The organism is Petroclostridium xylanilyticum (genome assembly GCF_002252565.1).
Lineage (GTDB): Bacteria > Bacillota > Clostridia > SK-Y3 > SK-Y3 > Petroclostridium > Petroclostridium xylanilyticum.
The window spans coordinates 40,175-65,077 of sequence record NZ_NPML01000027.1 but is presented as its reverse complement, the minus strand read 5'-3'; the positions used below and the strand labels follow the sequence as shown (position 1 = coordinate 65,077).

Below are 24,903 nucleotides of genomic sequence, written 5' to 3'. Positions count from 1 at the left end.
AAGCCAACCTGCTCATCTACCTTTTCTAAAACAAATCAATAAATCTTGTTTCTGTTGTGCCGTCCTCGTATTCAATGACCACCTCAACGCCTGCCTGGCCGTTTTCTCCTTTTTTGAGGTTTTCGGAAGCAATTTGCGCCGAAAAAGTGTAGTTCTTGCGCGTCGCCGGATACACCGTCTGCGACTGGCTCTTAGTCACACCGGATACGCCCACCGCCTTAAAGGAAGCCGTTCCCGAAACGCCGTTTTCGGTATCCACCTCAAACCCGGAATTGACCCAATAGGCAAAACCGTTGTCCGCCCTTGAATTGCGAAGATGATTGAATGGCACCATATCCTTGATCTCTTGCCGGTCAAGCAGGTCGGTGGACGACAGCGTATCCGCCGCCTTGTCCCACTGCGCCGAAGAATCGCCAAGCTCCTTAAGTTTTGTGAAAAGCTCAATCACAGTTTTCCACGGCTCCTGCAGGTTGTACTGCCGTCTCACGATGCGAGTCTTGATGGACAGACCCAGTTCCTTGTCGTCCACCGTTACGATGTCGCCAAGTTTCCATGATTCGTGCTCGTAGCCGGTCAGAGCCGACAAGTCCATGGCCGACAGCACATAGGAAACGCGGGGTTTGGAATATTCCGCAAGGCGCATCTGTGCGTATTCCAGCATTTGATACGGATTGCTGAAGGATGAACAGTCAAGCGTCGATATCCGCACCTCGCTTGAATAGCTGTAATCCTCCACATACTCCTTGCCTCCGTTGATAGAAGCAAAGGTCATGCCGTCCTTTCCGTAAGCATAGAGCCTTGTTACCAAATCTCGTGTATCTACCACCCTCTGGATGCTTTTTAAGTTTTTTCGGTATGAAAACAGCGCCCCGCTGTCCGTTCCGCTAAAGCTTAAGAGATGCACCAGATGGTTGGCGCTGTCAAACACAAGATCGCCTCCATAAATGTTCTGTATTGCCCGCAGGATGGCCAGCGCGTTTTTCTCGGTGCACTGCCATGTCCGCCTGGCGTTGACCGTTACATTGCCCACTGACCAGCCGGTGCCTTGAAGCGCATACTGCATCGGAACATCTGCAGTATCGGCATTGAAGTCCGCCGGTTCTTTTTCCCCGCTGAAGGACAGGTCGTAAAACGCCGCTTCGGCGTAAACCTGCGTGATAATGCGCCCGTCTTCGCTCTTGTTGTCTGTCAGGGTGCGGATCCGGTAGATATCGTTTACGATCTGAACCTGCTTTTCGTTTTCCAGCGCGCCTCTTTTCGGATCATGGAACGGCAGCTTGAACTCCAGCGTATCCGCGCCGTTTACCTCGCCGGTTACGATAATGTCAAAGGCATTTTCAAGAACAGCCTCCCATAAGCCATTTTCGTCTAGAACTACAGGACGGGCAAAGCCTAACTTTTCGTAAGGCGCTTTGGGAATATCATGAAGCTGAATTTCCAGGAGTTTCGGCGTTTTTGACGTGTCGGCGGTGACAAGGGTCACCCGAAACCTAATGTATTGGCGGTTAGGCGATTGCAGTTCTCCGCTGGTTCCCACCGCCTGCCATGCCGACCATTCCGCAAGGTCGTCGCTCGTACTGGTCTCTATCAAGGAAACTGACGTCACACCTGCGGCATATTCGCTGGTCACCGCCACACGCCCGTTGCCGGACAAAGCGCATGGTACAGCTTTTGTATATAACACGCCGCTTTCAGGATACACGCCGCCGGTTGCTTTAAGCGTAACTGCGCCCGGTTCGGTCAAAGCGTCCACATCCGCGCTTGTATCTCCGCCGTTAGCATAAAGAGATGCCTTAAAATACTCCAGCAAATCGTCTGCCATAAGTTGTGAGTCTGTTTCCAAAAACCAGTCGTCAAAGCCTCCGGCATAGTAGTAGGTATTTGCGTGCATGCCCATAATAATATTGGCGGTGCATTGACGGTTCAGTTCGCCTGTGAAGGTGCGCAGAGGCGACACCCATGTTGCGCCGTCGCTGCGGTCGCAGATGATGTTCTGCACCTTTTTGCTGTTTACTTCGATAATGGAGGCGATAAAATACCAGCCGCCGTTTTTCATGGTGATGGTGGCCGTTTCGCTCTGGTCATAAATAAGGTTGCCGGAGGAGTTGCAAAGCATCAGCCTGAACCTTCCCTGATACAGCGATACATAGAAAATCGGCTGGCCGTGTCCTTGGCGGGTATTGAATATTGGAATATAAGTCTGTCCCACCGAATACGTGGTAGGGTTAATCCATCCTCCTACAACGATTTTTTCTCCCAAACTGCTGAAAAAGCTGCCGTCGTTCGTGGCTATAAGGTGGGTCTTTTCGGTGGCAGGATTATTGATGTTCTGCCGGAAATAACGTCCGAGTCTGCCCTTTACAAGAGAGGCGGTGGTGCCTGACCAGCCGGAAACGGTAAAATGCCTGCCATGTCCCGACGAATCTGCCAGCCGCAGATTGCCGTCCGGGGCGCTTTCGTTGAAACGCCATAAAGCGGATGTCCTCGAAGTTATCGGGAACTCGCCGGTGAAATCCTCCTGATTTGTTAAAATTGACTTGATCGCCACCTTCATCACCTCCATCTGCTTTTCGCCTGTATTTTCAGTTCCGTGAACGTCGCGTCTACGGCTGCAATTTCAATGCTGTTTGAGCCCTTGCGTAATACCGGAAAGTTCAGCCCCCGAAGGCAGAGCAGGCCGTTTCGCAGGGTGTTTCCGGCAGCATCCGTAACCTTGGCTGTCACCATGCCGGTATCAATAACAAGTGTCTCGCCCTCCGCCAGCGCGCCGATGACGCGCAGCTCTTCGCCGTTGGTAATAATCGATATATAGCTTGAAGCCGACGCTGAGATTATGCCTTTGAGAAGATACACCGGCTCGGAATCCGCATTGCCTGTCAGGCGTTCCACTTCGCAAGTCCCCGTTTGGGAAAGAACAAACACTTCATCCTCAATCGCATATGCATATGGATCGGGGCAGATAAATCGAAGATCAAAGCTTCCCGCAGTCCGAAGCAGCCGCTCGCAGTCCACCGTTTCCGAAAGCCGCGCCTGAAAATACCTGTCAGGCACATCGTCGAGTATGAGCTGCTTCAGCCCGTTTGCGGGATTCAGCCATTCGGATACGTTGTCCAGCACCGAAACCAGATCAGCAAAGCTTCGCTGGGGAAGCACACTGCAGCTTAGGGTAATAGCGCGCTCGGAAAAATCGCAGCCGAAATCGGCAACACCCGCCTTGCCCGGTACCGTTTCAAAAGAATTGCGGAGGGAGGGGGATACCAGCCATCCGATAAGCCTTGCCCGTATTTTCATGCTTTGCGATGATATGCCGTTATATATAAACCCCATGTGCCCCCTCCTTTATGCCGTACTGAACCGGCCCTGCGCCCTTGAGCCGGTCTGGATAAGTTTATACAGTTCCTGTGAAATCCTTCGGATATCGTCCTCGCTTCTTACAATCATCTGCTGAACTAAAACCATCGGGCCGGAACTTAAGCCGCCGGATCCGCTGCGTCCGCTTATGTTGAGGTCGGGCGATATATTGAAGTCCGTCGGTACCGCATTTTGCATATCGTCCGCCACTTTTGCCATGGCCTTGTCGAAACCTTCGCCGATGCCCTGCGCCATATTGCCGCCGATGCCTTCAAAAACGGTAGACAGGGAGTGGATGCCAAGGAAGTTCTTCACGCCGTCCACAAATTCCGGAGAAGAAACTGCTGACCTTTTCCCACAGCCAGCTTCCAAGGCTCTTGATGCCTTCTCCCATATGCCCCGAACGATGTTCTTGCCGATCTCAACTACCGAAACGACCGCTTTACCCAAGCCTTCAATGATAGCCGCAACAATCTGAGGCAATGACTTCACAAGCTCAGGAATGGCTTTAATCAGGCCGACCGCAAGCTGAACAATCAGCGTAATTCCCAGTTCTATGATCTTCGGCAGGTTGTTCGTCATAAAATCAACGATGGACGCAATAATCCTCGGCAGGGCCTCGATAAGCTTTGGCAGGGCATTTACAAGACCCTGCGCCAGCCCTTCAATAATGGCAAAGGCCGCTTCAAGGATCTGATCCATGTTGTTTATGAGCGTCTCGCAGATAAGGATGACGGCTTCGACGATTGCAGGTATCAGCTCCGGCAGCGCATCTCCGATTCCTGCCGCCAGCGTCACAATCATTTGAACGGCTGCCTCCACCAAAGCGGGAAGGTTGTCGATAATGCCCTGCACCAAAGCCATTACAAGCTGCAGCGCGCCGTCGGTTATCTGCGGCAAAGCGTCGATTAAAGCCTGCAATAGCGTCATGACAATCTGCACTGCCGCGTCGATAATGACAGGTAGATTATCCACTATAGCCCCGCCGATTCCTTTCAAAACGCCGCCTAATTTTTCAAAACGCCCTCCAGCGTCGTCTGCCTGATCGGCGGCTTTTTTGATTTCATCGCCAAATTCGCCGGCCTGTTTTTCCGCTTCGTTGAACTCATCGCCTGCATTGTCCAGCGCTTTGTTGCTCTGCTCCAGCTCTCGCTCCATTTTGTTAAGTTCAGCCTTGGCATTGTTAAGCTGTATCTGCCAGGACTGAGTACGCCGGTCGGTTTCCCCGAAAGAGGAGGCGGCATTGGCAAGCGCTTTCTCCAAGGTGGCGATTTTTTCTTTCTGCGCATCGATCTCTTTGCTTAGTACCCTGTTTCGCACAGTAACAGCTTCAACTGACTTATCCTGTTTGTCAAACTGGGATGCGACAAGGTTCATTTCGCTGCCCAGCACCTTGAAGCTTTGGTTGATTTCCCGAATGGCGTTTTTAAATTCCTTTTCGCCTTCAATGCCGATCTTCAGGCCAAAATCGTCTGCCACAAAACCGCCTCCTTCCTGCAAAATTTATAAAAATTATTAAAGGCTATTGTATTTCAACGCGGTTTGGCATATACTAATAGTAGGAAAAGTAGGGATTTCCCTGCTTTTCAAATCCAATAAAGGAGGTTTCAGCATGAGCGTTCCTATAGTTGATAATGCAAAGGTAATGGCCAAAGGCCAGATCACGCTGCCAAAAGATATCCGCTCCAAACTTCGCCTTTCCACCGGAGACCGTGTCACTCTCATCTGCGAGGAAGACCGTGTCATCCTTATGAACTCTGCTGTTTATGCCATGAAAATGCTGCAGAAAGAAATGGAGGGCGAGGCGGAAAAAGCCGGGATCCGCAGTGATGACGACGTTATGGATCTGGTAAAGGACGTCCGCGCGGAGATTGAAGGACTATGAGAGTATTGATCGACACCAATATCCTGATCTCCGCATCCTTGAGCAGTGAAGGAACGCCATATCAGGCGTACGTCAAAGCCGTTACACACCCCAACCACGGTATGGTCTGCGATCAAAACATCGATGAGCTTCGCCGGGTATACAACCGGAAATTCCCTCACAAAATCCAGGCGCTTGAACGCTTTTTGGCGCTTGCGCTTACCGTCCTTGAAGTTGTTCCGACTCCTGCTGTTGACGTGTCCGATGAAACTCTTGTCAGGGACGTATCCGACAGGCCAATTCTCCGGGCAGCCGTTGCGGCAAAAGCCGACGTACTTGTAACCGGCGACAGGGATTTTCTTGAATCCGGCATCACAAACCCAAAGATCGTAACAGCGGCAGAGTTTTTGCAAATGGAATAACAGCAGCTTTGTAAAGCAGGGATTGGATAAATTCCCTGCTTTTTGCTGTTTATATTCCATAGGGGATCACATCATCGATGGTCAGCTCCCGTTTCGGTTTGGAAATACCTAAGAACTGCTTGTGGCACTCCCACAAATCCAGCAGGTATCCGATAGGCATTAGCCATACTTCCTCCTCTGAGCTGTGAAGCTGGACAGTGCCGTAATACAAAAGCCGAGTGAACAATTCCTCATCGCTCACCCGGCCTGTGTGTTTTTGAATCATCCTCACTTTGAACGTTTCTTTTCGTGCCTTTGAACATCGCTTCCATAATTGCGTTCTTGTATGCCGCCAGCTCCAGCGGAGAAGTAAGAAGCTCCACCGCCTCCTCGGTCAGAAGTTCCCGCTTATCCTCGTTTTTTAGATTGTGTATCAGGATGCTTTGGTTGGCTAACAGCGTAATCAGCCACACTACTTCATCCAGCGCCATCTCGGAGTTTTCTGTCTTCATCAGCTTGGTGCCGAGATTTTCAAGTCCGCCGTACCTTTTAGCGATTTCCTTTGTCGCTCTGGTGGTTAGAATAAGCTGATACTCCTCGCTGCCGATGCTGATGCTTGCGCGTCTATCAGCATCCTGCATTATTCACCGCCTCCTCCTACAGCAAAGACAGGTTCATATACCTGCGTATACCAGCCGGTAATAGTGGCAGGCAATACGCCGGGATCGTCCTCGCTGACCTCCGCCTTCCACGGATGCTTGCCCTGGCCGTCCGGCTTGTTGCGCCGCATGACTGTTCCTTCTATGGTTGGCGTTGAAAAAGTGATGCTGTCACCCTTCGTCTGCAGGTTTGTCGCAGGGATGCCGAATTTTACCCGGTACAGTCAGAAATACCTGTACTTGCCGTTGGCTTTTTTGGCTCTGAAGCCGATTGCCACCGGAGCACCTCCGTCCTCGCTGGCAGAAATCAGCACCTTGTTGTCGTCAAGGGTAGCTCCCGTCAAAACCTCGGCTGCGGCAACACCTATGTCTGCAACGCCGAGAGATAAGGTACCGCTTTGAAATTCCTTGACTACTTCAGCCGCTCCGTCATCAGCATAAAGCGTCGCCTCGGCCAGCACCAGTTTGCCGTCCACGCGCTGTGTTGCCATGAAGCCCACCTGTCCGGTAGCGGCATACAGCTCGTTGAGCCGCTTGAAGACCCTGCCCTGGCGGTCTGCCACCCAGTAGTAGGAAAAGTCGCCGAATACTATCGTCTTAGCTCCGGCGGCAATGGCAGGCATATATGCCGACGTCTTGACAGGCCGGTTGAGGATTGTATCCGGTGTTCCGGCGGTAACGGAATGCTGCCAGAGGTATTGGCCGTTGTTGTCCTTAAGCTTCCTGATAGTCTTGACTGTCGAATCGTTCATGATAAATACCGCGTTCCTGCGGTAGGGAGACTTAAGGCTATAGAACAAGTCCATTATCTCGTCAAGAGTAATGGCTGTCGCGCTTGCCGCGGTCACTCCGACCTCGCCGCCGCCGTTATTTGCCAAGATTCCTGTAGGCTTGCCGGAACCGTCGCCGACAAAGAAAGCTTCCTCCTCCTTTGCTCCGATGCGGCGGGCGAACTCTTTGGCAATATACTGCTCCAGATTGAATACGCTGTCATTTAAAAGTTCCTCAGACACCTTGATCATTGTCGCCAGCTTGTAGGCTCCAATGGATACCTGCGCAAAGGAGTCGTCGCTCTCCGGGATCTGGCCTTCTTCATCTACCCAGGATGCAGTGCCCTTGCTTGCCACCACCGGAATTTTCTTGTCGCCGCTGGACGTTATAATTACATTGGCAATCTGGCGGAAGATGTTTTCCTCTTCCAGCACTTCCACAAGAGTACGCTCAAACTCGTCGGGGACAAGGTATCCGCCTTCAGTGTCTTCTCCGATCTGCAGTGCGTCCTGCACGTCATATTTGCGTCTGCCGCGCATCATGTTCCAGAAAGACTGTCGGTATTCATCGCTTGCGCGTCCGGTTTTTTCATTATTGCCCGGTATGGAAGCAGGCTTGTCTGTGATGGGGGCATTCAGCGGCTTTGATAGTTCCAAATCGATGACCGCCTGACGTTCAAGACGTTCTATTTCTTTGCCGAGCACCACAACGTCAGCTTCCATTTTCTCATAGGTTGCGGTGTCCTCCGGTGAAAGCAGCCCGTCGCTTCCGCGTTTGCTGTCGAGGAAAGCTTTGGCGGTTTCCCATGCTTTCGCACGTTTTTCACGCAGTTCCAATATTTTGCTCATTGTTAAATCCTCCTTTAAATTTATGGTTTCAGCAAATTAAGCCGCTTTTCAAGCCACTCTGCTGGAGTGGCTTTGGCGACATCAATCGGGGTTCCTATTGGTTTTTCTTTAGGTATAAGTTTTTGCAGGATGGAATTTGTCACCGCTTGCCTGCTGAAAATCATTCCTTCCGATACTTCGAAATCAGCGGGAGACGATTCGTCCTCCATAAACAGGATGCCGTCGGCAAAGCCCAGTTCCACCGCTTTTCTTGCGTTAAACCAGCTTTCCGCATCCATGAGGTGCGATATTTTTGCCCGGGAAAGCCCTGTTTTCAGTTCATAGGCGTTGATGATGGATTCCTTTATTTCTTCCAGCATGGCGATGGCCTTTTCCATCTCTTCCGTATCGCCGATAGCTATAGTCATTGGATTATGGATCATCATCATGCTCACCGACGACATGAACACGTCGCCTCCGGCCATAGCAATGACCGACGCGGCGCTGGCAGCGATACCGTCAATCTTTACGGTGACTTTGCCTTTGTAATCCATCAGCATGTTGTAAATCTGATTGGCCGCAAATATGTCGCCGCCCGGACTGTTAATCCAGATCGTAATGTCACCTTCTCCGGAAAGCAGTTCTGACTTGAATTGTTTGGGAGTCACCTCGTCTCCCAGCCAGCTTTCCTCGGCTATGGGTCCGTCGAGGTACAGGGTGCGGCTGCCGTCTTCGTTTTGCACCCAGTTCCAAAAGCGGCGAGTTGGGCTTGGTTTGGATGATTTGCTCATCTTTTTGATCCCTCCGTTTCTGCATTAGATTTGCCTGCAAATGCGCCAGCGTCCTGAAGCTTGGTCATATTGCCGTTGATGAGATACAGGTCGCCGCCCAGCTCCGCAGGAATGCGGTTCATATTCTCAAGCTCACGGATATCGTTGGCCGACATCCAGCCGTTCTGCCTTGCAGTGGCATAGCCATTCATGCGGCTGGCATAATCTCCGCGCAAAAGACCGTCCACATTGAACTTGACAAAATATGTCCGCTTCTCCGACGGTAAAAGCAGCGCCTTTTGGATAGCCTGCTCCCAGCGCATCACCCACGGGTCGAGCGTATATTTGACAAACTCCAGCGACTGCTGCTCGATGTTTGAAAAGCTTGACTTTTCAAGGTCGCCTACCATATGGGGAGGCACGCGGAATATCCGGGCGATCTCGTTTATCTGGAACTTCCTTGTCTCCAGAAACTGTGCCTGTTCGGGCGGGATACCGATCTGCTGAAACTTCATGCCCTCTTCAAGAACAGCAATGCGGTGGACGTTGGCACTTCCCTGATAGACGGCGTTCCAACTTTCACGCACCTTTGCCGGGTCCTTGAGCACGCCCGGATGTTCCAGAACTCCGCCCGGGTTTGCGCCGTTTGCAAAGAAGGACGCGCCATACTCTTCGCAGGCAATGGCCATGCCTATTGCATTCTTGGCCATGGCAATAGGGGAGTAGCCAATCAGCCCGTCAAAGCCGAGTCCTGGGATGTGCAGTACCTCCTCGCTTCGCAGGTATACCAGTCCCGCTTTCGGATCCGTCCTGCTCTCCTTGCTGTCCCGCCGGTAGATGTAATACAGTTCTCCGTTTGGAGCCCTGTCCACCGTCATCTTGTTTGGCAAAAGGGGATAAAGAGCCAGCACCCGGCCTGTGCCGTCCCTGATAATCTGGGCGTAGGCATTTCCCCATAAAAGAAGATGACTCATCAGTGCCTCGCGGAACACGAATGAAGTCATCTCTGGGTTTGGCTCGTCATGGAGCAGGTAATACAGCGGGTGAGTGAGCGCTTTCTCTTTGCCTCCGTCTTCCTTATACCGGTACACATGCAGCGGAAGCCCTGCGATGGCCTCCGCAAGTATCCTTACACAGGCATACACTGCCGTTGTCTGCATGGCTGTCCGCTCATTGACCGTCTTGCCGCTGCTGGTGCCACCGAAGAAAAAGCTGTATGCATTGCCGAACAGGCTGTTTTTCGGCTTATCCATTGCTTTGAACAGGCGGGAAAATATTCTCATATAATCAGCAACCCCCTTTCATCGTAGATTGAGCCATTGCGATCATCTCCTCCATGGCGAAGTGCGCGGTCAAGCGCCATAATGAGCGCAACCGCACCGTCTATTCTCTCGGTGGACTTTTCTTTATCAGGCTTTATATTTCCGGCCGGGTCGGTTTTGACAAAGATATTGTCCATCATCCAGCGCAGTACCGGATATCCGCCATGGGCAATGCGCTCCTCCAAAGTCAGCTTCATAAGCTCTTTAGTAGGAGGCGACATGTCCTTGAACCCCTGACCGAACGGCACAACAGTAAAACCCAATGCCTCAAGGTTTTGTGTCATTTGCACCGCGCCCCAGCGGTCAAAGGCAATTTCTCTAATGTTATATTTCATACCGAGTTCCTCAATAAAGCTCTCAATGAAGCCGTAATGAACCACGTTGCCTTCGGTCGTGTATAAAAACCCCTGCCGTTCCCATATGTCATACGGCACATGGTCCCTCCGCACGCGCTGGTCAATATTGTCCTCCGGTATCCAGAAGAAAGGCAGGATCTGATATTTATCCGATTCATCCAGCGGCGGAAACACCAGCACAAAGGCTGTAATATCGGTAGTACTCGACAGGTCAAGGCCGCCATAGCAAATGCGTCCGCGCAAGCTTTCCGCATCGACAGGGAATGCGCACCTGTCCCATTTGTCCATCGGCATCCAGCGCACCGATTGCTTGACCCACTGGTTCAGGCGAAGCTGACGGAATAAGTTCTCCTCCGCGGGATTCTGTTTAGAGTTTTCAAAAGCCACCCTCAGTTTTTCAATATCCACAGTAATGCCCAGCGAAGGATTAACCTTTTTCCATACCTTTTCGCTCGTCCAGTCGTCGGTATCGGCTGCACTGTAAATAACCGGGTAGAAAGTCGGATCTATCTTGCGTCCCTGCAGGATGTCCTCAGCCTTTTGATGCACCTCCCAGCAGATGGAATTCCTGTCGGTGCCCGCAGTCGTGATCAGGAAAAACAGCGGCTGTTTTCTCGCGTCGCCGGAACCGTGAAGCATCACGTCATACAGATCGCGGTTCGGCTGGGCGTGAAGTTCGTCAAATACCACGCCATGGACATTAAGTCCATGTTTCGTGTAGGCTTCCGCCGAAAGCACCTGATAGAAGCTTCCAAGCGGCCTGTATACCAAACGCTTCTGCGACAGCATCGGTTTAATCCGCGATTTCAATGCGGGACATTGCTCCACCATGTCCACCGCCACGTCGAAAACGATGGACGCCTGCTGACGGTCGGATGCGCAGCCGTACACCTCGCCGCCATGCTCAAAATCCCCGCAGGTCAGGTATAAGGCAATTGCCGCCGCAAGCTCCGATTTACCTTGTTTCTTCGGAATTTCCACATAGGCGGTGTTAAACTGCCGGTATCCGTTTGGCTTCAAAATCCCGAATACGTCGCGGACGATCTGCTCCTGCCAGTCAATCAGCTCGAATGGCATCCCGTACCATTCGCCCTTGGTATGCTTCAGGCAGTTTATAAAGGTAACGGCAGCATCCGCCGCTTCCTTGTCGTATTGGGATCCTTCCGCCATAAATCGCGTAGGTTTATATCGCTTTAACTTCCGCAGCTTTGCCGCCTCCTTCCCTGAAAAGATGAACACGCTTTAAGTGAGTAAGAAAAAAGGAACCTCTTGCGAAGCTCCTTCTTACCAAGTGGATTTCTATGAAGTTATTTACGCTGCCAGCGTCTTTTTTCTATACCTCTGACCTCTCTGCCTGCGCCGTTGAATCCCGCACCGCTTTATTGAGAACGGAGATGTCAAAGCTCGCGTCCATATATCCCTGCCGGATTACCTCGTAGTAATAACGGCTCGGCGCTCCTAAAGGCCTGCCGTCATTCATGATATATGCCATGGCCGATACCCACTGTCCCTTGAACCGTACCTTAACCGTTTCTTTCCGGTACAAGTGCGGATATCCTTCATACCGATCCAGCGCTTCCTCATCATACGGTGTAATTTTCCAAAGCAATACCGGAACGCTTTCGCCTTTTTGCTTTTCTATCGTCGCCACCGCTGCGCCGTTTCCTCCGCGGAATAAGAGCCGATAACCAGTCAGTTTCGCGCTACCTAATATTTTTGCAGTAGGACAACGGTATGCCATCTGTTTCAAATTCAGGTTGCTTCCGTATGCCAAATAAATTGTCCCTTTTTCCTTGTTCATCGTATCTTCCTCCTTGTGTTTGCCGCAGGCAAGGGGCGGCTGTCCGCCCCGCGAAGCGCATTCATCTATGCCGCCCGAAACCGCCATGCCGCGTTGCCGCTTAGCGCCTTGCAAAGGTGCTCCCGGCAGTTTTTGAATTCGTCGCCGATAAGCCCTATGCGGTTAAGGTATGTCCGCATGGCGAATTTTTCGTTTTCAACCTGCGGCTTCTTGCTGGAAGCGCATTTTTGCGTCAGCACCTGATGGTTGAGGGCCAGGGCAAGAACTATGTAGCTCCTTATTTTCCCGGCATGCAGCTCGCTGTTGAAACCTCTTAGTTCAATCGTTCCGTTGCCGTTGAAAAAGCTATGCAGGTTCAAAAAGTTGTACCTACTGCTGTGATAATGTTGCCTGCGGCTTCCCTCATAGCCTTCATACCAGATGCTCTCAATGGTCGCCATGGTCTTGGGTTTTCTGCGGTTTAATTTTTCCACCAGCGCCGCGTCCATTTTCTTGCAGAACCGCATCCTGTCCGGCTCAATCTGCAGTGCCTTGTAGAGCAGGTCATTTTTGCTGGCAATGATGTTGATAAAATTGCGGATGCTTCGCGGCGTATGGCTTGCTCCGTCTATATGGACGTGGATGCCGCAGCTGGCGTTTGCAAAACCGCCTGCCCGGCGAAGCCTTCTGATCAGTTCCTGCAGGATTTCAATGTCCTCGCGGTAGGTCAGTATGGGACTTACCATCTCCACACTGTATTCCCTGCCTGCCTCTGCAATCCGGCCGCGTTCCTTTTTCTGCGTCCGGATGCTGCCGTCGCTCATGAATTTCCAGACCCGTCCGTCCGGCGCGATAACTTTATGCGTGTTGTAATAATCGTTTCCGCTTTCGATCCTCCCGCCCAAAAACTCCGCGGCGGTTTTTGCCGCCTGCGCCCTTGTAATCCCTGTGAATTCAACCTCGATTCCGAATCTCGTTTCAAGCATTGTGCTTTTCCTCGCTTTCCCTGTGTTTTCTGCCCTTTGGCAGTGTACATTAGGCCATGGAAAACACAGGATAGCAAGGCAATTTTTAATGAGTTTCCGCCGGATTTTGGACAATCTTTCACGTCTTAATTTGTGTACATTTACAGCCTCCTGATCACATCCTTACCATAAGCCGCGCCAAGAGAAGAACCGCACTCCCACTTTATATGTATGGTTCCGATATCATCCACAAAGGAAACGGTGCCTTTTTCTCCCGGTTTTAGCATGGAGTATGGATCATCCATACAGATAACCTCGACGCGTGTCCCCGGCGGATACTGCTTCTTAATCCGGAGGACGGTTTCTTTTGAAGGGAAGCCTCTTACACTCATTTTACATCATCCTCTCCCGGATAATATGCGGCATATTTCGGATAATCCATGCCGTCGGGCATTACCAACACTCCGTCCGGCTGCCCGCAATGCCGTACAAGTAAACAGTGCCATACGCCTTCATCGTCAATGCAGCAAAGCCGTTTGTTTTCCTCGATAAACCAGCGATCAACGCAGAGATCGGCAATGAAATTCTCATAGTCAATCTTAGAAAGCTCGATCGTTTTCACAACCACAAAAGATTTTCTCTGCTCATACAGATGAGGCTTCTGTAAATCCTCAATCCTGAACGGATGCCTGACAAAGAAGGCGGTGTTATGAAAATCATTCATTTTCATCCACCGCCCTTAAACTATGCCGTCTTGCTTCACTGTTCCTGAAAGCCCCGTTTCCGGACAGCCTTGAAAGCAATATCCTGCGCTCAGTTCTAAACTCATCCCCGATAAACCCCAACCGGAGCAGGAAGCAGCGGAAGGCGTATTTTTCATTGTCCGCCGCTTTTTCCGTACGCAGCACGCGCTTCTGCGTCTTTGCCTGTTCTGCCATCTGCCTTGCCAGCGTGACATACGTCTGTACCTCGTCGGCATTTAGGGTTGCGTTCCAGAACGGGAAAATGATTTCGTTGTTTTCAGCCGACACGGAAAGCTCCCGGTCAATCGACAGCACTTTCTTTATCAGCGTTTCTTTGCTGGCCAGCAGGTTTTTAAGGTTTTCGAGGCTTGCCTCGCTGAAGCTGTCTGCGGAAAGTTTAATTGTCATGTCTCCCTCTGCGAATAAACCCGCGATATTCAACGCATCGATCACCGGTCAGATGCTTTTGATTTCATCAAGGTCAATTTCCGGCGAATGAACCATACTGTCCCTGTCTACCGACCAACTGCTGCTAGGGCTCCCATCGCCTGCTTCGTAGGCAAATCCCGGCGCTCCGGCATAACGCACCTGGCATCCAAGGGCTTCAGCAATTACCGCAGCGATAACTTTTCTCTCCTGACCGGCAACCTTCTGTAAAAAGCGGAAGCTGTTATTCCTCATTCCGTTCACCTCCCTCCGAAAAAGCTGTATTGTTTCTGATGCCCATAAAAAATCCCACCTTTCTTTTTGGTGGGGTACATTAACGCTCTGTTTTGAGGGAAAAGCAAGGACATTTTCAAGCGATCTGTGTTTCCGGGTATGGAATTATTTCATCCCCGCGCAATAAGCAAACCGAGTTATCCCCAAACTGGGAAACATAGCGCTTTACTATCACATCGCAGTACTTTGGGTCAAGCTCCATCATGAAGCAAATCCGCCCGGTCTGCTGCGCGGCAATCATTGTTGTGCCGGATCCTCCGAATAAATCAAGCGCCAAATCTCCCGTATGGGAACTGTTAAGCATGGCCTTTGCCACAAGTGAAACAGGCTTCATGGTCGGGTGTTCCTCCGATACTTTCGGGCGGGGTATCTCCCACACATCCGACTGTTTGCGGTCTTTCAGCGGACAAAGGCGCGTCCCCTCAAGCCAGCCGTACCAGATCGGCTCATACTGGGTGTGATAGTCCTTGCGGGAAAGCACGAGGCTGTCCTTTTTCCATATAATCGTGCTTGACCAGTGATATCCTGCCTCCCGCATGACGTTCATCAAGCTGTCCCATTCCTGCGCCGACATCACCACATAGGTCATGCATCCTGCTTCTGAAACCTCACGTATGCAGTTAAAAGCGCGCAATAAAAAAGCGCCGAATTCCTCGGTGCCCATACTGTCGTTTAAGATTTGCCTCGGCTTCCAGCTTGGATGCCTGGCATCCGAACCGTAATCCACGTTCCAGGGCGGATCGGTGAAAACGAACCGCGCTTTTTTGCCGTCCATCAGCTTTTGCACATCCGAAAGCAAGGTGCTGTCGCCGCACATCAAACGATGCTTGCCTAACAGCTATACATCGCCCCTTTGTGTAACCGGCGTTTCAATCTCCGATACCGCCTTTTCAGCATCGAAATTGTCTTCTTTGACGTTGGCGGCAGTTTTATCGCGGAACAGCTCGTCGATCTCCGCAGCATCAAAACCGGTAAGCGATACGTCAAAGCCGTCATCATTCAAGTCCTTAAGCAAATCGGTCAAAAGCGGGATATCAAATTCGCCGCTGATTTTATTGAGCGCCACATTGAGCTCTTTTTCACGCTGTTCGTCCAGATCAACCACAACACAGTCGATTTCCTTGTACCCTAAGGCTGTAAGCACCTTATACCGCTGGTGTCCGCCGACAATGTTTTCGGTGCACTTGTTCCATATAACCGGTTCTACATAGCCGAACTCTTCGATAGAGCGGCGAAGCTTTTCATATTCCGCATCGCCCGGCTTTAAATCCTTCCGCGAGTTATATTTTGCCGCCTTCAACTTTTCTGCGGGTATTCTCTGTATCTCCATTAATCTTAACCCTCCATTCTGACAGCTCTTTCGCCGGTAAAGTCCTCCCAGCGTTTAACCGCCAAATCGCAGTAAATAGGTGACAGCTCCATCGCATAGCACTTGCGCTCGGTCTGCTCGGCGGCAATAATGGTTGTGCCGCTTCCGGAAAACGGCTCCAGCACAATGCCGCCCTTGTCGCTGTGCATTTTGATACAGCGCCATGGAAGCTCCACAGGGAACATGGCAGGATGCTCCTTGTTTGCCCGGACTGTCGTCATCTCCCATATGCCTGCATATCCCCATTTCTTTCGCTCCTCCTTGGCCAGCCGCTTTACAAATTTATAACTATGCCCGGCAAATGCCGAAAGCCACACATACTCCTGATCGTTGTATTCCTCAGCCTCGCCGTTTTTGCTGAATGCCGAAATATACTCATACTGCTGAACCGGCTTGTTTGAAACAAGGTGATAAGGTCCGACGCCGAAGTTCTGCCCCTGCTTCTTCCATATGCGGATCCATATAGGGCGATAGCCGTTGTCCAGAAACATATTTACGCTGTATACGCTGGTAGACTCAATGAACTGGGAACCGGTCGCGTATAGATCGCCCAGGTTCCAGCACACAATATTTGCATGTCTGCATAGGTTTTTAATTACCGGGTATGCGCCTTGAGATTGCCGTCCAGCACGTTGTACAGCCCGTTTTTGAGGTTGATGATAAACGGGTTGCAGTTGATTTCCCGGATTGGCTTGTAAATAAGCATCCGCCACTGGCCCTCGGTGTCGTTGATCGCAGACATGGTGGCGTACCGCTCAATGAGATGCCCGCGCACCCTGGCCGCCGCCTGCAGATCGGAAGCCGCTTTGTATACGCCGTTTTCATAGATGTAATAGCTCTCCGCTCCGTAAAAGGCATTGACGTTTTTGGCCATATGGTTTGCCAGCAGCCCCGGGATAAAGCGCAGGCCGCCGCGCTCGGAGGGCTCGTACCAGTCCGGCAGCTCTTCGCCCATGGTTTCGCGCTTTGTTTCCTTGCTCTCGCGGTATTTCCTGCATATGTCCCGCTGGAGCGCAGAAAGGGATTTCACCGCTGCTGCCTTAAGACCGAAATGCTCCTTCATTTCGTATTCAATAAACGTCCCGGCAACAACCGGATCCGTATTGTATAAAAAATCCCTGACAAACTCCTGCGCGGTCTGCACATTATCCACCGCCGATTTTGCAACCGGCTGCTCTGAAAGAAAAACGCGCAATTCCTCCACGGAAAGCGGCTTGTAGCACAGAGCGGCAGGAGCCTTGCATCCGCAGGAGTTGTCCTCCAGCTTGGGGCACTGAAAGCCCTTTTCCGCAATTGTTCTGCATGTTATGGGTTTGGTGCCGCTCTCCAGAAAATGATTGATCTTGTCCTGCGTTTCCTTATGGCTGTACTTAGGGTATGGCTTCGACAAGGCGTGGATCAGCCGGTCTCCGCCCTCAAAAACCGCAAGGTTTGCAATCATCGCATACCAGTCATGTTCAGAGAGTGTTTTTGCATTGTCCCTGCAGTGATGTATGAACAGGCATCGCCTGCCAACCATCTCAAGCCCTTTTCGCGTTCCTTTCGGAACCGGTGTTCCGGGCTTCGTCTCTTCCCGGATTTCAGACAATGCCGCCTCCAGCTCCGCCTGCGTATAGCGCAGTTCTGGGCTGAATTTGATGCATTCCACCATGACCGGCTCTTCCTTGCAGTGGTAAAACCCCGGCAGGCGGAGCACCCGGCTTTCGTTTATACAGGCCGGATCGCCGTTGAATTTTGCAATCAGTCGTTTTTGCACCCTGCGGAAATTTTCAACCTTCGCGTCCTTCATCAGCCAGTATGTGTGCAGCGACTTTTTCGTCCTGACAATCAGCGACGGCTCAACTGGAAACGCTTCAATTGCGGCAAGCTGCTCTTCAAAACTCAGGCTGTCGCACTCCACAAACTGCGCATTGATACGGGTAATATCCGCATCCTCTCTTCATCCACCAGCAATCCATTGTACTTCATCAAGCCGACATAAACGGCGGCGGGCGATTCAAGCTTTTCAACAATGAATCGGTGCTTCCGCAGATACCGGTCAAACCACTGATTGAACAGATAATACAGCCGAAGTGTATAATCGCTGTCTGCGCAGGCATAGCGGATGGTTTCGGAATCCTGCGGATCCAATTCGTCAAAATACCTGCCAGCCGTCATCGTTTCAAAGCTTGGCAGTTCCACGCCGAACAGCTCCGGCACCAGCGTTTTCAGCGCGCTGTCGGCAAGTGTCCTAAAACTCGGCCGCAAAAACTATTTTATCAAGCAGCGCCCTGCCAGTAGGGTCGTCGTCTCTTTTTGCGCTGTATTGCTTTTTTATACGGGGATGGAATCTTTTCCGGCGTATAGCTTTTGCCTAATGTATATTGGCAGAGAACCGCTTGATATTGTATGAAGTCCAGGCCATACAACATCAACCTCGTCAGCTCCAACCTACACGGCAGCACCCGCTTCACAGATCAACACATGTAAATTAGTCCGGCAGGTGTTGTCATGCCGAATTTTCTTTTTGCTGTTTATCAAGAATTCTTCTGTCTTTACTTTTTGTGATATGCAGTGCAACGTGATTACCGCCTTTCTATTCAACTAACAATGTTGCGTTTTATCGAAATATATTGAAGAGAAGAAAAACCTTGAAGCTTTCTTTCATTCAAAGCAGTAATGTCTCAAAATACCTTGAAGTAGTATTTTTTATTAAAAATAACCCCCCCGACATTTCTCTCTATCAATAAAAACAATATGGAGGAGTATTTTGTGACAATTATTTACTCTTAATATTGCGAAATAATTATCCACCCGTAAAACGGAGTTTTTTTATTGGAACAACTTTTTTGGAGGTAGTCCCATAATAAAATATCCCCCAGAAAAAACCTCTGGGGGATGCCAATAATATCAAAATTAAAATCTATTGTTTTTGAAAATCTTTATCTTCAATTATCAGTGGTATTAAAGCTGGTTTTTCATTATTTTATTCGGTAATTTTTATTTTGCTTACAGCTTCGAATTCCTTTTGTAATTCTTCAATCGACCTTTTCTTTTCTTTTAAATCGTTTTCAATTTTTTCAAGTTTATTAAGTATCTCCCTTGCCTTTTTTAACTTTTCAGCTTGTCTAGGATCATTTGCACTGTAAACTACAATCTTATCCTCTATAGCAGATTTTGAAATGCGAATTCTCTCAGCCAATACATCTTCCGAACTTTTAGGATATAGTTCTGCTTCCATTTTTCCCAATTCTATAGCTTTTTGTTTTAATTCTTTACCTTTTTCTATTGATGGATTTTCGGATTCAAAAAATTCTTTTTCTTCTTGCTTGAATTCCTCTCTAAGTTTATTATAAATTTTTTGTAAATCATTCTTTGATACTCCTGATGCCATAGCTCCTAAAACTCCTATCATAATAGCTATTATCGTTGTAAAAACTATTGTAAATATTCTCCTTTTACGTGTCATATAAAAAACTCCTTTCATAAATATTTTATATTAATTATTGATTACGAACCACTTTTAATTTGAATAGTTATAAACCAATCACTTCCTTCCCCTCTATTTCTTTTATTTACAAGATAATCATATAAAGAACCATCTTTATAAAATCCCGAAGAACTTGTTGAATGTTGTGCATAAAATAAGTCATTAACACCATTTGAACTATTATAGCCATACTTATGTATTACTTGTGAATGATATGACTGACCATTACCTCTGTCAACGTGTTGTACTATATCTCCTGGCCACAATTCAGAATATATAGTACTAAAATTATCTATCGCAGTATCAACCGTGTATATTTTAAATCTATATGCCCTATTATATCCATCATTATTATAATTAGCCCAATGCTTCCTAAACCAATTTGCTGACGTCCAAGAATAAGACCTGCTACTATCACTATACCAGTACCAAGATGAATTATACCCTGGATTAGGTGAACCTTGCATACTCATTCCGCCATAGTTAACAACCTGAGAAGCAAAGTTTGTGCAATCTCCACCCATACTTGCATAATTGGTATAATTTGTATTCCCAGGCCATGCTGCATAAGTCTCTGCATACCATTTTGCATTATTTCTGTTGTACGAAGAATTTGTGTTAGATGTTGTAATATCTCCTTTCATTACACACAAAGCGTAACTGTAAGAAGTACTTGAACCGGAATAACTATATACCTTGACATAATAAGTTCCACTTGATGAGGCTGTGTGTTTTATATATTCATTGGCATTCCCACCTTTTGTTGAACTTCCAACTTCTGTTTGACTGTTGTTGTACAGTTTAATATCATAATCACAGCCTGATGGGATATCAGCTAAATTTACATTTATAACTTGTCCATTGGAAACACTAAAACTGAAATAATCAATGTCACTTGTAGAAGATATTTTCCCATTCATTTCAGTGCCAAGTGTTAATGAATTAGCAGTGCCAAAACTATTATTACTTTCACTTTCAGATGTGTTTGCATATACAGGAGTCGCAGTTATGATTATAGAACTGATAAGTAAACATATACATATCAATCTGCAAAAAAATCTTCTTTTTATACATTTTTTACTTTGCATTTGCATAATTTAAAATCCTCCTTTTCGTAACTTTTCACATTTACTTTCAAAAAACTTTCATTTCATTATTTTGGTAATGTCAGTTTAAGGAATAAATGTCTTATTTTAATAAGTTACGGTCTTGCTGTAAATCGTACCAGATTCATAGCCACTGTCGCCAGATACATAGTAATATGTCTCAACCCTGTAAGTCCCACTGGTCACCTGATATGTTTCCAATATAGATGTCGACAAAGATGTTGAAGATTTCGACCAGCTTTTCACGTTTGACCATGATCCGTTAGAATAGCGCTGCAAAGTAGATGTAAGATAAATGCTTTTTCCGGCCGGTGTTTTTTGCACATACCCGTATACAGTGGCCGTTCCGCTTGATGAAATAGTCAGCGAGGTGCTTGCCTAGTTGATGTAAACATACTGAATGGACACCACTGACTCCTGCGTTGCGCTAGTTTCTTCTGCAGCCAATGCTGTCGATGTTAATGCAGAAATGGCAAGCAAAGTACTCAATGCGGCAGATAAAAGTTTTTTCCTAAGCATGTTAAAGCCTCCTTTGATTTTGTTTTCAATAAATAAAACAAATCAAAAGAGGCTTTTGTGACAGGAAATAATAAATTTTTTAGAAAAATTTTCTGAACTTTATGGACTTAAGTCCGTGCCTGTAATTTCAACGCTTTCTGCGATCTTAAACACGGTGTCTCGATCTAATGTTGACGATACCATATACGTATACTTATCATCGTGCCATAGCAGGTTTTGCACTCCTTGATTCGAATAATACTTGGCCGGTAAACCTTTAAACTCAAGTTCTTCCAGTTTTACGCCTTCTGTATTTATGTTCATTGATACATTCTCAAGGCGCTGCTGGCTGTAGGATATAAATTCGTCTCCCTTTTCATATTCTAGCAGAACAAGGCCGTCTGTTTTTTTATTGACCAGTTCAAAGCCTTCCGGTATATAGGCCGGTTCATATATGGCAAATCCATCGGCCGCATCCTGAGATGACCGGCTTTCATCAAAGAATATATGGGTGAATTTTTCGTACACCTCGGTTATGAATTCAAACACCGCAGCACGCACAGCCGATACGCTCATTGCGGACGCAAACAGGATAATTATTGCGGCAATCAAAGCAACCGCCCGTCTGCGCAAAAAAGCCATTCCTCCAACCGGGCTTCTTGTTTTGCTTCGGCATATAAGCTTTTTCATCTTTCGTTCAAACTCATTTGAGAACTCATGCTCTATTTCATCGTCTGTAGGCAGGGCTTCTATCTCATATATGTCCGCTTTAATAACGGCTTCTTTAAGTATATCGTCCGTAAAACTAATTGACATCGGCGCTCTCCTCCCTTTCCAGAATTTCCTCAAGCCTGCGTTTTGCACGCTCAAGCCGTTTTCTGACCGTCGCCTCAGATATATCCAACATCTTTGCTATTTCCTCATTTGAAAACTCTTGAACATATTTCAGTGTCAGCACATCTTTATATATAACAGGCAGCTTCAATATAGCTTCTGCAAGATAATCCAAATCGCCTGTTTGTTCTTGTTTTTCTTCCGCAATACTGAATTTCAGTTCTTCTAGAGGAATTGCGGCATATCTTTTTCGCCGATTATACATATTGATGGCGTTGTTTCTAACCATAGTAACAACGTAGCTCTTGATTTTGTGACAGGAAATTTCCCCCACTTTATCGAAATTCTCAAGAATTTTCAAAAATGCCTGATGTACAGCGTCTTCCGCGAGCCGCTCATCGTTTAGGATGCGGTTGGCGACGTAGAACATAAGCTCCTGTATGTAACATAAAGCAATTCAAATTTATTTTTATCCTCTTCGCCGTCAAGCATCGCCAGATATATTGGAAGCATTTTATCACCTCAATTAATAGCCCTGGTCATAAATAAGCCATGGGCTGTTCTTATTGTCCCGGATCAGTATCATGCTCCAGTTTTTATAGATACCCTCATTCCACGGTCCCGTTTCATTTTCGGGATAATCTACATTGAAGCTCACCTTAAAAACAATAATGTTTTCCTGTTCAACATATTTCCCACCAGGCATGTAGTTTTTTCGCATACTGTCCTGGGAATCATAATCAATGCTTAAAAGTGTGCGTTTTTCCTTACCAAATAATATTACGTTGCCGCTTTTTACCCGCTCAAGCGTGAGGCCTTCCCTCGGGTATAATGTTGCAAGTATTGCCTCGACGTCCTTTGCAGCAACAGCCCGATAGTATTCCTCCACAACCGCACGGGCTTTAGCCACCTCTTCTTTCGTAAACTCCGGCATGATTTCTTTCGGTATATTCCCCATTAAAGCATTCCATTTATCGACAGACATTTGAGCTTCTTTGATTGATTTCTCGATTTCCGGACTTATATCCTTGCTTCCTTTTAGTAATCCCTTTACAATATCTTGGCAAAGGAACATGGCAATGTTGCCCCGGAGTCCTTTATCTTCTTTTTCAAGTATTTCAATAAGGTATGGGAGAGCTTCTTTGCCCATCTTCAAAATGTTTTCATATTCTTTTTTATGTATATTGATATAGGCATACGGATTCGATGCCTCCTGTGGCGAGGACATTATCGCGGCGAGATTTTCCTCTATAAGTCTTGCAATATCATTGTGATTTTCCCCCAATGAAATATTGTTTATAATATCGATAAGTCTTCTAATTGTATCCGCATTGTATGCAAAATGTCGAACATCTTCACCAATAAGTTTTTCTGCCTCTGCCCTCGTAAGGGTAAAGATATATGACACCTCGTCATAATCACCGGTTTTATCTATAATTTTACAGCTAATAATATCCACATTGTCAATTAAACTAAAGAGCACTATAGAATTCCGATAAAATGCATCACCACTTATAGCGTCACGTATTTTAATGACTGAAGCGTCGTTCATTTCATAATAAATCATTATTCCATAAGGCAAATTAGCCGTCTGAAGCTCTACAGTATCGCGTACAATACCTTTAGTCAGAGGCATTGCATCAATAAGCTTAATAACTTTATAGTTGTTTCCCACATAGGGGGTTTTGTTATCCATTAATGTCTGGATTGGGTAACCAAGATACAAATCAGGAGCAATTTGCTCATGTTTAGGGTCTGCAACAAAAGCAACTACAGCTATGCAAACAGCTACAACTGCAATCATTATGACCCAAAATGCTGGTTTCTTAAAATTGAGTACATTTTTTATTCTAGCCTTTACATGGCTCTCGCCGAAGGCTAAAGGATTCGCCGCCAAAAGTCCTTTTCTTTTCACCGCCAGTGACAAAAGCGACCCTGAATAGCCGCCCTTTGCGCCCTCGCCCAGCCTATTTAGCACGCTCTCATCGCAGGACATCTCCATGTCCCGGCTCATGAGCGCAAAACACAGCCACATAAGCGGATTGAACCAGTGAAGGATGAGCGCAAGAAAAGCAAGCGGCTTTATCAGATAATCCTTCCTGCGGATATGTGTGCGCTCGTGTTCCAGTATGTAGGACAGGTTCGCATCCCCAATATTTGCAGGCACATAGATTTTCGGGTGTATAAAGCCACATACGAAGGCTGTGCCGATAGCATCGGTTTCAAAGACATTGGCCTCCACGCGAGTCGCAGTCTGAAGTTTTCTTTTGATTTTTACATAAGAAACGATGCTGTAAATAAGCAGTGCAACAACCCCGGAAATCCAGATAAAGCTTAAAACGGACATCCATATCTCTATGGGATTCACGCTTGCCACCGGAATGGCCGGAGGCAGAGAAGCATTCACCGCGCTGTCAATGCTGCCAATACCGGACCGAATCACAGGCGTCTGCATCAACCCTATATTCTGCGGTACAAACTCAGATATTCCGCTTCCTTGCTTCACATTCGGGTTTATCAGATTGAAAAAGCTAAAAGCTGAATCAAAAGAAAATGGGCATGCAAGACGGAAAAGCACAGGAACCCAAAGAATATAGGAAAAGACCTTTGGTGCTTTTTTTAACAATAGGCGGACAAGAATAACGCCAATAGCTACACATGATGCAGTGATACTCATGTTCACAATAGTTATAAATAAATCTTGCAGCAAGCTCATTTCACCGCCTCCTCTATAATCCGCTTCAGTTCCTCGGCCTCCTGTTCAGAAAGCTTGCGGCCACTTAGGAAGGCAGTCAGAAATTTCGGCAGCGACCCGTCAAATGTTTTTTCCAACACAGCTCTGCTTTCATATCTCTGTACATCTTCACGCTTAACCAATGCAGTAACAGTCGCATCCCTGTTTTGCAGGATACCGCGTTCACAGAGCTTTTTTAATACGGTGTAAGTGGTAGACTTTTTCCAGCCGAGTTTATCCGCGCATAACTTTACAAGCTCAGTGGAATTGATCGGTTCATTATCCCAGATTATACTTACAAATTTATACTCCGCATCAAACAGCTTATATTTTTCCATATAGTTACCTCCTTGGGTTTATTTTA

The 24,903-nt window shown here is 47.8% G+C and carries 25 protein-coding genes and 4 pseudogenes; 2 read left to right on the top strand and 27 right to left on the bottom strand.

Annotated elements, in window-relative coordinates; genetic code table 11:
• Positions 1-25 precede the first annotated feature (25 nt).
• From CIB29_RS16095 to CIB29_RS19775, 3 genes and pseudogenes are all read right to left on the bottom strand, one after another.
• Positions 26-2,563, bottom strand: a complete 2,538-nt coding sequence (locus CIB29_RS16095; RefSeq protein ID WP_479724526.1) for a phage tail spike protein — start codon at positions 2,561-2,563, stop codon at positions 26-28.
• Positions 2,554-3,327 carry a distal tail protein Dit gene (locus tag CIB29_RS16090; protein WP_094551420.1) on the bottom strand — a complete coding sequence of 258 codons (774 nt, stop codon included), beginning with the start codon at positions 3,325-3,327 and terminating at the stop codon, positions 2,554-2,556. The genes CIB29_RS16095 and CIB29_RS16090 overlap by 10 nt, the downstream gene beginning before the upstream one ends.
• A gap of 999 nt (positions 3,328-4,326) precedes the next feature.
• Positions 4,327-4,830: pseudogene (locus CIB29_RS19775) on the bottom strand (phage tail protein); the annotation flags it as partial.
• 133 nt (positions 4,831-4,963) lie between these two features.
• Between CIB29_RS19775 and CIB29_RS16080 the strand changes: the two are divergent.
• Together CIB29_RS16080 and CIB29_RS16075 are read left to right on the top strand one after the other, a co-directional pair.
• The gene (locus CIB29_RS16080) at positions 4,964-5,236 is read left to right on the top strand and encodes an AbrB/MazE/SpoVT family DNA-binding domain-containing protein (RefSeq protein ID WP_094551419.1); all 273 of its coding nucleotides are present in this window, start codon (positions 4,964-4,966) and stop codon (positions 5,234-5,236) included.
• A complete protein-coding gene (locus tag CIB29_RS16075; RefSeq protein WP_094551418.1) occupies positions 5,233-5,637 on the top strand; it encodes a putative toxin-antitoxin system toxin component, PIN family in 405 nt (134 codons plus the stop codon). The genes CIB29_RS16080 and CIB29_RS16075 overlap by 4 nt, the downstream gene beginning before the upstream one ends.
• A 49-nt stretch (positions 5,638-5,686) precedes the next feature.
• Here the strand turns inward: CIB29_RS16075 and CIB29_RS19595 are convergent, their stop codons facing one another.
• The 24 genes and pseudogenes from CIB29_RS19595 to CIB29_RS15965 form a co-directional block, all read right to left on the bottom strand.
• On the bottom strand, positions 5,687-5,878 hold the full coding sequence (locus CIB29_RS19595; protein WP_094551417.1) for a hypothetical protein: 192 nt from the start codon (positions 5,876-5,878) through the stop codon (positions 5,687-5,689).
• Positions 5,868-6,257, bottom strand: a complete 390-nt coding sequence (locus CIB29_RS16065; RefSeq protein WP_094551416.1) for a hypothetical protein — start codon at positions 6,255-6,257, stop codon at positions 5,868-5,870. Before CIB29_RS16065 ends, CIB29_RS19595 begins: the two co-directional genes overlap by 11 nt.
• Positions 6,257-7,894: pseudogene (locus CIB29_RS16060) on the bottom strand (phage major capsid protein). The gene CIB29_RS16065 and the pseudogene CIB29_RS16060 overlap by 1 nt, the downstream one beginning before the upstream one ends.
• A 20-nt stretch (positions 7,895-7,914) precedes the next feature.
• Positions 7,915-8,664 carry a head maturation protease, ClpP-related gene (locus CIB29_RS16055; protein WP_094551415.1) on the bottom strand — a complete coding sequence of 250 codons (750 nt, stop codon included), beginning with the start codon at positions 8,662-8,664 and terminating at the stop codon, positions 7,915-7,917.
• Entirely contained in the window at positions 8,661-9,926 is a 1,266-nt protein-coding gene (locus CIB29_RS16050; RefSeq protein WP_094551414.1) for a phage portal protein, read from the bottom strand. Before CIB29_RS16050 ends, CIB29_RS16055 begins: the two co-directional genes overlap by 4 nt.
• Positions 9,923-11,527, bottom strand: coding sequence for a terminase TerL endonuclease subunit (locus tag CIB29_RS16045; RefSeq protein ID WP_198543943.1), 1,605 nt, complete (start codon positions 11,525-11,527; stop codon positions 9,923-9,925). Before CIB29_RS16045 ends, CIB29_RS16050 begins: the two co-directional genes overlap by 4 nt.
• Before the next feature lie 127 nt (positions 11,528-11,654).
• Positions 11,655-12,122 carry a gamma-glutamylcyclotransferase family protein gene (locus CIB29_RS16040; RefSeq protein ID WP_094551412.1) on the bottom strand — a complete coding sequence of 156 codons (468 nt, stop codon included), beginning with the start codon at positions 12,120-12,122 and terminating at the stop codon, positions 11,655-11,657.
• A gap of 65 nt (positions 12,123-12,187) precedes the next feature.
• The gene (locus CIB29_RS16035) at positions 12,188-13,087 is read right to left on the bottom strand and encodes an amidoligase family protein (protein ID WP_094551525.1); all 900 of its coding nucleotides are present in this window, start codon (positions 13,085-13,087) and stop codon (positions 12,188-12,190) included.
• Between the two features lie 140 nt (positions 13,088-13,227).
• Positions 13,228-13,458, bottom strand: a complete 231-nt coding sequence (locus tag CIB29_RS16030; RefSeq protein ID WP_094551411.1) for a DUF4314 domain-containing protein — start codon at positions 13,456-13,458, stop codon at positions 13,228-13,230.
• The gene (locus CIB29_RS16025) at positions 13,455-13,796 is read right to left on the bottom strand and encodes a DUF6329 domain-containing protein (protein ID WP_242965286.1); all 342 of its coding nucleotides are present in this window, start codon (positions 13,794-13,796) and stop codon (positions 13,455-13,457) included. Before CIB29_RS16025 ends, CIB29_RS16030 begins: the two co-directional genes overlap by 4 nt.
• Complete coding sequence (locus tag CIB29_RS16020) at positions 13,783-14,262, bottom strand: hypothetical protein (protein WP_242965285.1); 480 nt, start codon at positions 14,260-14,262, stop codon at positions 13,783-13,785. Before CIB29_RS16020 ends, CIB29_RS16025 begins: the two co-directional genes overlap by 14 nt.
• 3 nt (positions 14,263-14,265) lie before the next feature.
• Entirely contained in the window at positions 14,266-14,490 is a 225-nt protein-coding gene (locus CIB29_RS19295) for a hypothetical protein (protein ID WP_242965282.1), read from the bottom strand.
• Positions 14,491-14,605: 115 nt separating this feature from the next.
• Positions 14,606-15,859: pseudogene (locus CIB29_RS16015) on the bottom strand (site-specific DNA-methyltransferase).
• Between the two features lie 5 nt (positions 15,860-15,864).
• Positions 15,865-16,500, bottom strand: a pseudogene (locus tag CIB29_RS16010) (DNA-methyltransferase); the annotation flags it as partial.
• Entirely contained in the window at positions 16,494-17,798 is a 1,305-nt protein-coding gene (locus CIB29_RS16005) for a DNA-primase RepB domain-containing protein (RefSeq protein ID WP_242965278.1), read from the bottom strand. The gene CIB29_RS16005 and the pseudogene CIB29_RS16010, both read right to left, overlap by 7 nt.
• On the bottom strand, positions 17,780-18,145 hold the full coding sequence (locus CIB29_RS16000) for a hypothetical protein (RefSeq protein WP_242965276.1): 366 nt from the start codon (positions 18,143-18,145) through the stop codon (positions 17,780-17,782). The genes CIB29_RS16005 and CIB29_RS16000 overlap by 19 nt, the downstream gene beginning before the upstream one ends.
• 183 nt (positions 18,146-18,328) lie before the next feature.
• On the bottom strand, positions 18,329-18,481 hold the full coding sequence (locus tag CIB29_RS19015) for a hypothetical protein (protein ID WP_198543938.1): 153 nt from the start codon (positions 18,479-18,481) through the stop codon (positions 18,329-18,331).
• Between the two features lie 382 nt (positions 18,482-18,863).
• The gene (locus CIB29_RS15995) at positions 18,864-19,346 is read right to left on the bottom strand and encodes a hypothetical protein (protein WP_094551409.1); all 483 of its coding nucleotides are present in this window, start codon (positions 19,344-19,346) and stop codon (positions 18,864-18,866) included.
• Between the two features lie 41 nt (positions 19,347-19,387).
• The gene (locus tag CIB29_RS15990; protein ID WP_094551408.1) at positions 19,388-20,461 is read right to left on the bottom strand and encodes an amidase domain-containing protein; all 1,074 of its coding nucleotides are present in this window, start codon (positions 20,459-20,461) and stop codon (positions 19,388-19,390) included.
• A gap of 390 nt (positions 20,462-20,851) precedes the next feature.
• A complete protein-coding gene (locus CIB29_RS19290) occupies positions 20,852-20,992 on the bottom strand; it encodes a hypothetical protein (protein ID WP_242965275.1) in 141 nt (46 codons plus the stop codon).
• A gap of 99 nt (positions 20,993-21,091) precedes the next feature.
• The gene (locus CIB29_RS15980; RefSeq protein ID WP_094551406.1) at positions 21,092-21,787 is read right to left on the bottom strand and encodes a DUF4367 domain-containing protein; all 696 of its coding nucleotides are present in this window, start codon (positions 21,785-21,787) and stop codon (positions 21,092-21,094) included.
• A complete protein-coding gene (locus tag CIB29_RS15975) occupies positions 21,777-22,235 on the bottom strand; it encodes an RNA polymerase sigma factor (RefSeq protein ID WP_242965273.1) in 459 nt (152 codons plus the stop codon). The genes CIB29_RS15980 and CIB29_RS15975 overlap by 11 nt, the downstream gene beginning before the upstream one ends.
• A gap of 96 nt (positions 22,236-22,331) precedes the next feature.
• Positions 22,332-24,521 carry a M56 family metallopeptidase gene (locus tag CIB29_RS15970; RefSeq protein ID WP_094551404.1) on the bottom strand — a complete coding sequence of 730 codons (2,190 nt, stop codon included), beginning with the start codon at positions 24,519-24,521 and terminating at the stop codon, positions 22,332-22,334.
• A complete protein-coding gene (locus CIB29_RS15965; RefSeq protein ID WP_094551402.1) occupies positions 24,518-24,877 on the bottom strand; it encodes a BlaI/MecI/CopY family transcriptional regulator in 360 nt (119 codons plus the stop codon). The genes CIB29_RS15970 and CIB29_RS15965 overlap by 4 nt, the downstream gene beginning before the upstream one ends.
• Positions 24,878-24,903: the final 26 nt, after the last annotated feature.

What these genes read in the sequence shown, in the direction of transcription:
- CIB29_RS16095 (WP_479724526.1), bottom strand. Translation starts at nt 2,563, where the DNA reads ATGGAGGTGATGAAGGTGGCGATCAAGTCAATTTTAACAAATCAGGAG.
- CIB29_RS16090 (WP_094551420.1), bottom strand. Translation starts at nt 3,327, where the DNA reads ATGGGGTTTATATATAACGGCATATCATCGCAAAGCATGAAAATACGG.
- CIB29_RS16080 (WP_094551419.1), top strand. Translation starts at nt 4,964, where the DNA reads ATGAGCGTTCCTATAGTTGATAATGCAAAGGTAATGGCCAAAGGCCAG.
- CIB29_RS16075 (WP_094551418.1), top strand. Translation starts at nt 5,233, where the DNA reads ATGAGAGTATTGATCGACACCAATATCCTGATCTCCGCATCCTTGAGC.
- CIB29_RS16065 (WP_094551416.1), bottom strand. Translation starts at nt 6,257, where the DNA reads ATGCAGGATGCTGATAGACGCGCAAGCATCAGCATCGGCAGCGAGGAG.
- CIB29_RS16055 (WP_094551415.1), bottom strand. Translation starts at nt 8,664, where the DNA reads ATGAGCAAATCATCCAAACCAAGCCCAACTCGCCGCTTTTGGAACTGG.
- CIB29_RS16050 (WP_094551414.1), bottom strand. Translation starts at nt 9,926, where the DNA reads ATGAGAATATTTTCCCGCCTGTTCAAAGCAATGGATAAGCCGAAAAAC.
- CIB29_RS16040 (WP_094551412.1), bottom strand. Translation starts at nt 12,122, where the DNA reads ATGAACAAGGAAAAAGGGACAATTTATTTGGCATACGGAAGCAACCTG.
- CIB29_RS16035 (WP_094551525.1), bottom strand. Translation starts at nt 13,087, where the DNA reads ATGCTTGAAACGAGATTCGGAATCGAGGTTGAATTCACAGGGATTACA.
- CIB29_RS16030 (WP_094551411.1), bottom strand. Translation starts at nt 13,458, where the DNA reads ATGAGTGTAAGAGGCTTCCCTTCAAAAGAAACCGTCCTCCGGATTAAG.
- CIB29_RS16025 (WP_242965286.1), bottom strand. Translation starts at nt 13,796, where the DNA reads ATGAAAATGAATGATTTTCATAACACCGCCTTCTTTGTCAGGCATCCG.
- CIB29_RS19295 (WP_242965282.1), bottom strand. Translation starts at nt 14,490, where the DNA reads ATGAGGAATAACAGCTTCCGCTTTTTACAGAAGGTTGCCGGTCAGGAG.
- CIB29_RS15995 (WP_094551409.1), bottom strand. Translation starts at nt 19,346, where the DNA reads ATGACACGTAAAAGGAGAATATTTACAATAGTTTTTACAACGATAATA.
- CIB29_RS15990 (WP_094551408.1), bottom strand. Translation starts at nt 20,461, where the DNA reads ATGCAAATGCAAAGTAAAAAATGTATAAAAAGAAGATTTTTTTGCAGA.
- CIB29_RS19290 (WP_242965275.1), bottom strand. Translation starts at nt 20,992, where the DNA reads ATGCTTAGGAAAAAACTTTTATCTGCCGCATTGAGTACTTTGCTTGCC.
- CIB29_RS15980 (WP_094551406.1), bottom strand. Translation starts at nt 21,787, where the DNA reads ATGTCAATTAGTTTTACGGACGATATACTTAAAGAAGCCGTTATTAAA.
- CIB29_RS15975 (WP_242965273.1), bottom strand. Translation starts at nt 22,235, where the DNA reads ATGTTCTACGTCGCCAACCGCATCCTAAACGATGAGCGGCTCGCGGAA.
- CIB29_RS15970 (WP_094551404.1), bottom strand. Translation starts at nt 24,521, where the DNA reads ATGAGCTTGCTGCAAGATTTATTTATAACTATTGTGAACATGAGTATC.
- CIB29_RS15965 (WP_094551402.1), bottom strand. Translation starts at nt 24,877, where the DNA reads ATGGAAAAATATAAGCTGTTTGATGCGGAGTATAAATTTGTAAGTATA.